Origin of the sequence: Streptomyces sp. NRRL S-378 (genome assembly GCF_000720645.1) — a bacterium.
Taxonomy (GTDB): Bacteria; Actinomycetota; Actinomycetes; order Streptomycetales; family Streptomycetaceae; genus Streptomyces.
Genome location: NZ_JOBX01000124.1, coordinates 1 through 7,946, shown reverse-complemented (window position 1 = coordinate 7,946; position 7,946 = coordinate 1). Strand labels below are relative to the sequence as shown.

Genomic DNA, 7,946 nt, shown 5'->3' with positions numbered 1-7,946 from the left:
GACCACCGAGATCTACACCTCTCTATTCGTCGGCAGCGTCAGATGTGTATAAGAGACAGCCCCCACACACACCACCCCCGCGCCTTCAGGCCTGGCACCCCAGCCGCCTCCCGCTCCCCCACACCACCGCCCCGCCCCTCCCCTCCCTCAGTCGCACAGGGCCCGGTCCACCACCGCGTCGGCGTGGTCCGTCGCGGCCCTGTCGGCCGGATTGAGGGTCACCGCTACGTTGGCGGCGCGTCGGCCTTGTTCGGTGACTCCGCCGCGGGTCTCGTATCCGGGGTAGCTGCCGCCGTGGCCCCAGTAGACGCCGCCGCACGACAGCGGCCTGCTCACGAGTCCCAGTCCGTAGGCGGCGCCGCGGCCGAAGTACGGGGCGGGGACGGTGGTGCGCATCTCGGCGAGCTGGGCCTCCGGGAGGAGCAGGCCCCTGAGGAGCCCGGAGTAGAAGCGGTTGAGGTCGGAGTTGGTGGAGATCAGCTGGCCCGCCGCCCAGCTCCAGGAGGGGTCCGTCTCCGTGACATCGCGCAGCGGCTCCCCTGCTGCTCCCCGGTGGTAGCCGCGGGGGTGCGGCTCCCGGACGGTCGCGTCGCCGGGGGCGGGGAAGTAGGTGTGGCGCAGACCGAGGCGTTCGATGATGCGCCGGTCCATCTCCTCGGCGAGGGCGTGGCCGGTGACCTTCTCGACGATCAGGCCGGCGAGCACGTAGTTCGTGTTGCTGTACTCCCATTTCGCGCCGGGGGCGAAGTCCGCCTTGTGCCGGAGGGCGATGTCGAGGAGGTCGCGGGGCCGGTACTGCCGCGGTTCGAGGTCGTACTTCGTGTAGTTGGGGAGTCCGCTGGTGTGCTGCAGCAGCTGTCGGACGGTGATGCGCCTCCCGTCGATGTCCTCTCCCCGGACGAGGCCGGGCAGATAGGTGTCGACGGGGGCGTCCAGGCCGATCCTTCCCTCACCCACCAGTTGGAGCACGACCACCGCGGTGAAGGTCTTGGTGTTGCTGCCGATCCGTACCTGCCCGTCCCGGGGCACCTTCGCTCCGGTGGCCAGGTCTCCCACTCCCGCGGTGTAGGTACGGGTGCGGCCGTCACGTCCCCTGACGCTCGCCAGCGCGGCGGGCGCGCCGTCGGAGCGCACCAGCGCGTTCAAGCCCTGCTGGACGGTGTCCGGGGTGGTTGTGGCTGCCGCGTTCGGCGCCAGGGTGCCCGTTCCCATGACGCTCGCGGCCATCACGCCGAGGGCCGCGACGGCCGCGCCCGTACGCCACCCGTGGCGTGCCGGCTTCCGTGCCCGCCTCCGTACGTGCTCCTGCGCGTGCTTCCGTGACTGTTCCCGCATCGGTCGCCCCCCTGTGCAATCGTCGGCCGTCCGGCGACCGGTGAGGTGCGCCGGGAGCAACCCTTCCGGGCGCGGCCGCCCCGCACGATCCCGCCTGCACCCGTCCCCGGGGTGGGGTTCACCCCCCGAACAGCACCCGCTGGGCCGCTTCGCGGGCTGCCAGGCGGGCGCCGGCGAGGACTGCCGGATCGCCCAGGGTCGTGGCGCGGATCTCCGTCGGGACCGGGGTCAGCTTCGCGAGGCGGTGGGAGACCCGGGCGGCCAGGGCGGGGCCGCCCGCGCGGCCGAGTTCTCCGGCGAGGACCACGCAGCCCGGGTCGAGGAGGGCCGCGGCGGCCGCCGCGCCCAGGGCGAGGCGTTCGGCGAGGGCTTCGAGGAACGGTTCGCCGGCGGCCCCCGCGACGGCCTGCTCCGCTGGGCCTGCGAAGCCGTGTTCGCGGGCCAGGGCGGTCACGGCGTCCCGGCCGGCCAGGGCGTGGAAGCCGCCCGCGCAGTCGACGGCCGAGGGCAGCCCGCCGGTGCCCGGTACGGGGAGGAAGCCGATCTCGCCCGCCCCGCCGGAGGCGCCCCGGCGCAGCCGGCCGTCCAGGACGACGGCCGCGCCGACCCCGGCGCCGAGCCACAGCAGGACGAAGGAGTCCAGGTCTCGGGCGACGCCCAGGCGCTGCTCGGCGAGGGCGGCCAGGTTGGTCTCGTTCTCGACGGCCACGTCGGCGGGCAGGGTCCGCTGCAGGGCCGTCACCAGGTCCCGGTGCCAGGCCGGGAGGCCGATGGTGTCGCGCAGTTCGCCGGTGGTGGGGGTGACCAGGCCCGGGGCTCCGACGACGACGGTGTGCAGTTCGTCGGCGCCGGCCTCGCGGGCGGTGCGCAGCAGGGCGGCGACCGCGTCCTCGGGTGCGCCGACGGGCAGGGCGGCCTCGGCGAGGGGGTGGCCGAGGAGGTCGGTGACGACGGCGGTGACCCGGTCGGTGCGGACGTCGAGGGCGGCCAGGTGGGCGCGGCCGGCGACGATCCCGTAGAGCTTGGCGTTGGGGCCGCGGCGTTGTGCGCCGGACTCGCCGACGACCTCGATCAGGCCCGCGTCGGTGAGCCGGTCGACGAGGTCGGCGACGGACGGGCGGGAGAGGCCGGTCATGGTCTTGAGCTGGCTCGCCGTCAGCGGCCCGGAGTCCTGGAGGAGTCGTAGGGCGAGGCGGTCGTTGATGGCCCGGGCCGTGCTGGGTGAGGCCGGGGACGGTACCGGGGCGTGGGCTGGAGTCACGGCGCCCATCCTAGGGAGTCGGGGCCATTATCTATCAGGCAGGTTCCCTGATAGTTTATGCGCCATGACCGGGGACTCCGACCTCAGCCCGGCGCGCCTGCGCCATGCCCGTATCGCCATCGCCGCCGTCTTCTGCGCCCACGGCGCCGTCACCGGCTCCTTCGCCACCCGCATCCCGTGGATCCAGGACCATGCCCAGCTCGGCGCGGGCACCCTGGGGCTCGCGCTCGCCTTCCCCGCCCTGGGCGCGGCGCTCGCGATGCCCCTGGCCGGGCGGATCAACCACCGGTTCGGGGCGCGTACCGCGCTGCGCGGGCTGCTGGTGCTGTGGACCCTCTCGCTGATCCTGCCGAGCCTGGCCCCGAACCTGCCGGTGCTGTGCCTCGCCCTCCTCGTGTACGGGGCCACCGCCGGCATGTCGGACGTGGCGATGAACGCGCTGGGCGTGGAGACCGAGAACCGGCTGGGCCGCTCGATCATGTCCTCCCTGCACGGCATGTGGAGCGTGGGCGCGCTCCTGGGGTCGGCCGCCGGTACGGTCGCCGCGCACGCCGGGACCGACGCCCGGCTGCACCACCTGGTCGCCGCGCTCGTGCTGACCGCGGTCGGGCTGGTCGCCGTACAGGGCGTGCTGGACCTGCGGAGCGCGGAGGGGGCCGAGGCGCCGCCGCACTTCGCGCTGCCGCCCAAGTCCGCGCTGCTCATCGGCGCGATCGGCTTCTGCGCGGTGTTCGCCGAGGGTGCGAGCCTGGACTGGTCGGCGGTCTACCTGCGGGACGTCCTGCACACGGACGCGGGCCTCGCAGCCGCCTCCACCACCGCCTTCGCGCTGACGATGGCCGTGGCCCGGCTCGTCGGCGACCGGGTGGTGGACCGCTTCGGTGCGGTGCGCACGGTCCGCGCGGGCGGTGTGCTGGCCACCCTCGGCGGGCTGCTCGTCGTCGGCGTCCGCAACCCTGCGGGCGCGCTGGCCGGGTTCGGGCTGATCGGGCTCGGTATCGCGGTGGTGGTCCCGCTGGCCTTCGCGGCAGCGGGGCGCAGCGGGCCGGCTCCGGCGCAGGCGATCGCCGGTGTTGCGACGATCACGTACACGTCGGGGCTGATCGCGCCGTCGGCGATCGGGGCGGTGGCCGACGCGACCTCGCTGGTGGTGTCGTTCGGACTGGTGACGGTGCTGGCGTTCGCGCTGGTGGTGGGCGCCTCGGTGCTGCGCCCGAAGCCGGTGGGGCGGTCCGGGAGCGGGCTCTGCGGGAAGGCCGGCCCGGTGGCCGATCTCGACGAACCTGCCGATATCCGGCCGTAATATGTCGACTGGCCGCAGCGGCACCCCGTGCGCTGCGGCTTCGATGTGTGCGCGGCCGCTGCCGTGCTCGTCCGGAAGACCGGGAAAACCGGGAAGACCGGCAAAGAGAAGACCGGGAAAGAGGAGTGGAACATGGGCCTCGGCGTGGGGTGGACCCTGCACGGAGACGGGCGGACCCCGGCCCCCGGCGCGGTGGTGCGGCCCGAGGAGCGGCTGTCGTGGCCGCGGACCGCCGGGCTGGGCGCCCAGCACGTCGTGGCGATGTTCGGCGCGAGCTTCGTCGCGCCGGTCCTGATGGGCCTGGATCCGAACCTGGCCATCATGATGTCCGGCATCGCGACGGTGATCTTCCTGCTGGCGACGCGCGGCCGGGTGCCGTCGTACCTGGGCTGTTCGCTGTCCTTCGTCGGTGTCGCGGCGGCGATCCGGGCCGCGGGCGGGGACAGCGCGGTCGTCACGGGCGCCGTGTTCGTGGTCGGTGCGGCGCTGTTCCTGGCCGGCCTCGCGGTGCAGCGGTTCGGCGCGCGCATCATCCACACGGCGATGCCGCCGATCGTGACGGGCGCGGTCGTGATGCTGATCGGCTTCAACCTGGCGCCGGTGACGGCGTCCACGTACTGGCCGCAGGACCAGTGGACGGCCCTGCTGACCATGCTGTTCACCGGGTTCGCCGTGGTGTGCCTGCGCGGTTTCTGGTCGCGCATCGCGATCTTCCTGGGGCTGGTCTTCGGGTACGCGATCTCCTGGCTGTTCGACCTGCTCTTCGGCAAGATCCACTCGACGGTGGGCGGGGAGGCGGCCGTGGACCACTGGCGCCTGGACCTCTCCGCGGTCGCGAAGGCCGACTGGATCGGGCTGCCGTCCTTCCACGGGCCGTCCTTCGAGTGGTCGGCGATCCTGATCGCCCTGCCCGTGGTGATCGCGCTGATCGCCGAGAACGCGGGGCACATCAAGGCCGTGGGCGAGATGACCGGTGATCCCCTCGACGACAAGCTGGGCACGGCCATCGCGGCGGACGGCGCCGCGTCGATGCTGTCCACGGCCGTCGGCGGCCCGCCGAACACCACGTACTCCGAGAACATCGGCGTCATGGCGGCCACCCGGGTCTACTCCACGGCGGCCTACTGGGCGGCTGCGGGCTTCGCGCTGCTCTTCGGCCTGTGCCCCAAGTTCGGCGCGGTCGTCGCCGCGATCCCCGGCGGGGTGCTCGGCGGGATCACGGTCATCCTGTACGGGATGATCGGCCTGCTCGGCGCCCAGATCTGGGTCAACGGCCGGGTGGACCTGCGCAATCCGCTGAACCTGGTGCCGGCCGCGGCGGGCATCATCATCGGCGTCGGCGGTGTGAAGCTGCAGATCACCGACAGCTTCGAGCTGGGCGGCATCGCGCTGGGCACGATCGTGGTGATCGGCGGCTACCACGCGCTGCGGTATTTCGCCCCCGCGCACCTGAAGCCCCAGGCGCCCCTGCTCGACGCGGGCACTTCCGCCTACGACGACGGCGGGGAGGCGGAGGACAAGCCCCGTTGACGGGATTTCGCCCGAACCGGGGAAGCGTACGGCCAAGTTCCCCGGATCCGCGGCGGCGCCTGCGACCCTGCCTCCCATGGAAGCGGTGCTGGCGCGGATGCGCGCCCTGCAGGAGCGGCTCCCGGCGCAGGACGGCGTCGCCGTCTTCAACCGGGTCTACCTGACGGTGACGGAGACCCTGCACCGGCGGATCGAGCACGGGGGCTTCCCTGCGCCCCGGCGGGCGGCGACCCTCAGCGTGCGGTTCGCCGAGCGGTACCTGACGGCGGTGGAGGCGGACCGGGCACCGGCCTGCTGGCGCCCGCTGCTGCAGTACCGCCGCCACCCCGGGATCCGGCCGCTCCAGCACGCGCTGGCGGGGATCAACGCGCACATCGGGCACGACCTGGCGCTCGCGGTGGTGTCCACGTGCGGGGAGCTGGACTGCGAACCGCGGGCCCTGGAGGCGGACTTCGACCGGGTCGGCGACACGCTGGTCTCGCTGGAGGAGCACATCCGGGAGGACCTGATGCCGGGGCCGGACCTGCTGGAGATCGCCGACCCGCTGACCCATCTGGTCGGCTCGTGGAGCCTGGAGCGGGCCCGCGCCGGAGCCTGGTCGGCGGCCCGGCTGCTGTGGACGCTGCGCCGGGCGCCGGACCTGGCCGAGGAGTTCACGGACTCCCTGGACGCGGGCGTCGGCCTGGTGGGCCGCTGCCTGCTGACGCCCCGCGGCTGAGGGGCGGGCATGAGAACGGGCCGCCGGCCCGCGTGCTGACGGCGCGGGGCGGCGGCCCGTGATCATGGGACCGGGAGGGTCAGTCCTCCGGGAGTTCGACCGGGGCGATCTCGTCGTAGACGTCGCCCGGGCCCGGGTTGGTGGAGTCCGTGGACCCGCCGAGGTGGTGCATGACGCCCCAGACGGCGTTGAGGGCGGTCTGGACCGCGCCCTCGGCCCAGCCGGCCGTCCAGGAGATGTCGTCGCCCGCGAGGAAGATGCCGCGCTTGTCCTCGGGGAGACGGTCCTGCATGAAGTGGGTGAAGAGGCGGCGCTGGTAGCGGTAGTGGCCGGGGAGGTTGGCCTTGAACGCGCCCATGAAGTAGGGCTCGTCCTCCCAGGAGACGGTGACCGGGTTGCCGATGATGTGGCGGCGGATGTCGACCTTGGGGTAGATCTCGCCGAGGGACTTCAGCATGACCTCCATCCGCTCGTTCGCGGACAGCGGCAGCCACTTCAGGCTGTCGTCGCACCACGTGTACGAGAGGCAGATGACGGCGGGCTTGTCCGGGCCGTTGTCCAGCAGGTAGGTGCCGCGGGTCATGCGGTCGGTGAGCGTCATCGACATGACGTCGCGGCCGGTCTCCTCGTCCTTGTCCAGCCAGAACGGCCGGTCGACGGGGACGAACAGCTTGGACGACTCCATGTAGTGGGTGCGCTCGATCGCCGTCCAGTGGTCGATCGGGAACAGCGTGTCGTCGCACTCGATCTTCGACAGCAGCATCCAGGACTGGGCCGTGAAGATCGCGGCGCGGTACGTGCGGATGTCGCCGGTGGAGTCGGTGACGGTGATGCGGTTGCCGGCGGTGCGGTGCAGGCGGGTCACGGCGGGGCGCGGGGTGCCGTCGTGGAGGGTGGACAGGGAGGTGCCCTGGGCCCAGTGGACGATCTTCTCGGGCTCGCGCTCCCACAGGCGCAGCGGCAGCTGCTGCGAGCCGCCGACGATGCCGCGGTGGTGGTCGTCGGCCTCGGTGTAGACGACGCGCAGGATCTCGAGGATCGAGTTCGGGAAGTCGGTGTCCCAGCCGCCGGTGCCGAAGCCGACCTGGCCGAAGATCTCGCGCTTGCGGAAGGACTTGAAGGACTCCGACTTGCACAGGAAGCCGTAGAAGGTCTCGTCGTCGAGCTTCTCGACGAGCTTGGCCCAGATCTCGCGGATGCGCGGGACGTCCCGCTCGCGCATCGCGGTGTTCATGTCGGAGAAGTCGGCGCCCTCGTCGAGGCAGGCGTTCCAGGCCTCGGCGACGTCGCGGTAGATCTGCGGGAGGTCCGCGATGGTTTCCGCGTAGTGGGTCTCGCCCTTGAGGTCGACGACCGTGGAGGGGGTGGCCTCGGCGAGCGGGTTCGGGAAGGGCTCGGTGACCAGGCCGACGAGGTCGATGTAGTGCTGCAGGGCCGTGGAGGAGGGCGGGAAGCGCATGGCGCCCATCTCCGCGGTGAGGCCCTCGGTCTCGGCGCCCTCGAAGCCGACGGTGCGCAGGCGGCCGCCGATCTGGTCGGCCTCGTAGACGACGGGCTTGAGGCCCATCTTCATGAGCTCGTAGGCCGAGATGATGCCGGAGAGTCCGCCGCCGATGACGGCGACCTCGGTGCCGAACTCGGTCGCGGGTATCTGGCCGAGGCCCGCCGGGTGGGCGAGGAAGTCGTCGTAGGCGTACGGGAAGTCCGGACCGAACATGGTGATCGGCGGCTGTCCGTCGCTGTGCGGGACGGCGGTGGTGGGCACCGTGGACGTCATGGGGTACGACTCCTTGCGGGCG

At 72.6% G+C, this 7,946-nt stretch carries 6 protein-coding genes; 3 read left to right on the top strand and 3 right to left on the bottom strand.

Going from position 1 to position 7,946, the window contains the following annotated elements; all coding sequences use genetic code 11:
• Positions 1-147: 147 nt before the first annotated feature.
• Together IH80_RS0137620 and IH80_RS0137615 are read right to left on the bottom strand one after the other, a co-directional pair.
• The gene (locus IH80_RS0137620) at positions 148-1,335 is read right to left on the bottom strand and encodes a serine hydrolase domain-containing protein (RefSeq protein ID WP_030966394.1); all 1,188 of its coding nucleotides are present in this window, start codon (positions 1,333-1,335) and stop codon (positions 148-150) included.
• 118 nt (positions 1,336-1,453) lie between these two features.
• The gene (locus IH80_RS0137615) at positions 1,454-2,605 is read right to left on the bottom strand and encodes an ROK family transcriptional regulator (protein WP_051810352.1); all 1,152 of its coding nucleotides are present in this window, start codon (positions 2,603-2,605) and stop codon (positions 1,454-1,456) included.
• Positions 2,606-2,660: 55 nt separating this feature from the next.
• On the opposite strand from IH80_RS0137615, the gene IH80_RS0137610 reads away from it, so the two are divergent.
• The 3 genes from IH80_RS0137610 (at position 2,661) to IH80_RS0137600 (ending at position 6,147) form a co-directional block, all read left to right on the top strand.
• Positions 2,661-3,899 carry an MFS transporter gene (locus tag IH80_RS0137610; RefSeq protein ID WP_030966392.1) on the top strand — a complete coding sequence of 413 codons (1,239 nt, stop codon included), beginning with the start codon at positions 2,661-2,663 and terminating at the stop codon, positions 3,897-3,899.
• 132 nt (positions 3,900-4,031) lie between these two features.
• A complete protein-coding gene (locus IH80_RS0137605; RefSeq protein WP_030966391.1) occupies positions 4,032-5,429 on the top strand; it encodes a uracil-xanthine permease family protein in 1,398 nt (465 codons plus the stop codon).
• 76 nt (positions 5,430-5,505) lie between these two features.
• Positions 5,506-6,147, top strand: a complete 642-nt coding sequence (locus tag IH80_RS0137600) for a DUF5995 family protein (RefSeq protein WP_030966390.1) — start codon at positions 5,506-5,508, stop codon at positions 6,145-6,147.
• A gap of 79 nt (positions 6,148-6,226) precedes the next feature.
• Here the strand turns inward: IH80_RS0137600 and IH80_RS0137595 are convergent, their stop codons facing one another.
• Positions 6,227-7,924 (bottom strand): flavin monoamine oxidase family protein, encoded by a 1,698-nt coding sequence (locus IH80_RS0137595; protein ID WP_030966388.1) that lies wholly within the window; start codon positions 7,922-7,924, stop codon positions 6,227-6,229.
• Positions 7,925-7,946 lie beyond the last annotated feature (22 nt).

Coding starts and splice junctions, on each gene's coding strand:
- IH80_RS0137620 (WP_030966394.1), bottom strand. CDS start 1,335: ATGCGGGAACAGTCACGGAAGCACGCGCAGGAGCACGTACGGAGGCGG.
- IH80_RS0137615 (WP_051810352.1), bottom strand. CDS start 2,605: ATGGGCGCCGTGACTCCAGCCCACGCCCCGGTACCGTCCCCGGCCTCA.
- IH80_RS0137610 (WP_030966392.1), top strand. CDS start 2,661: ATGACCGGGGACTCCGACCTCAGCCCGGCGCGCCTGCGCCATGCCCGT.
- IH80_RS0137605 (WP_030966391.1), top strand. CDS start 4,032: ATGGGCCTCGGCGTGGGGTGGACCCTGCACGGAGACGGGCGGACCCCG.
- IH80_RS0137600 (WP_030966390.1), top strand. CDS start 5,506: ATGGAAGCGGTGCTGGCGCGGATGCGCGCCCTGCAGGAGCGGCTCCCG.
- IH80_RS0137595 (WP_030966388.1), bottom strand. CDS start 7,924: ATGACGTCCACGGTGCCCACCACCGCCGTCCCGCACAGCGACGGACAG.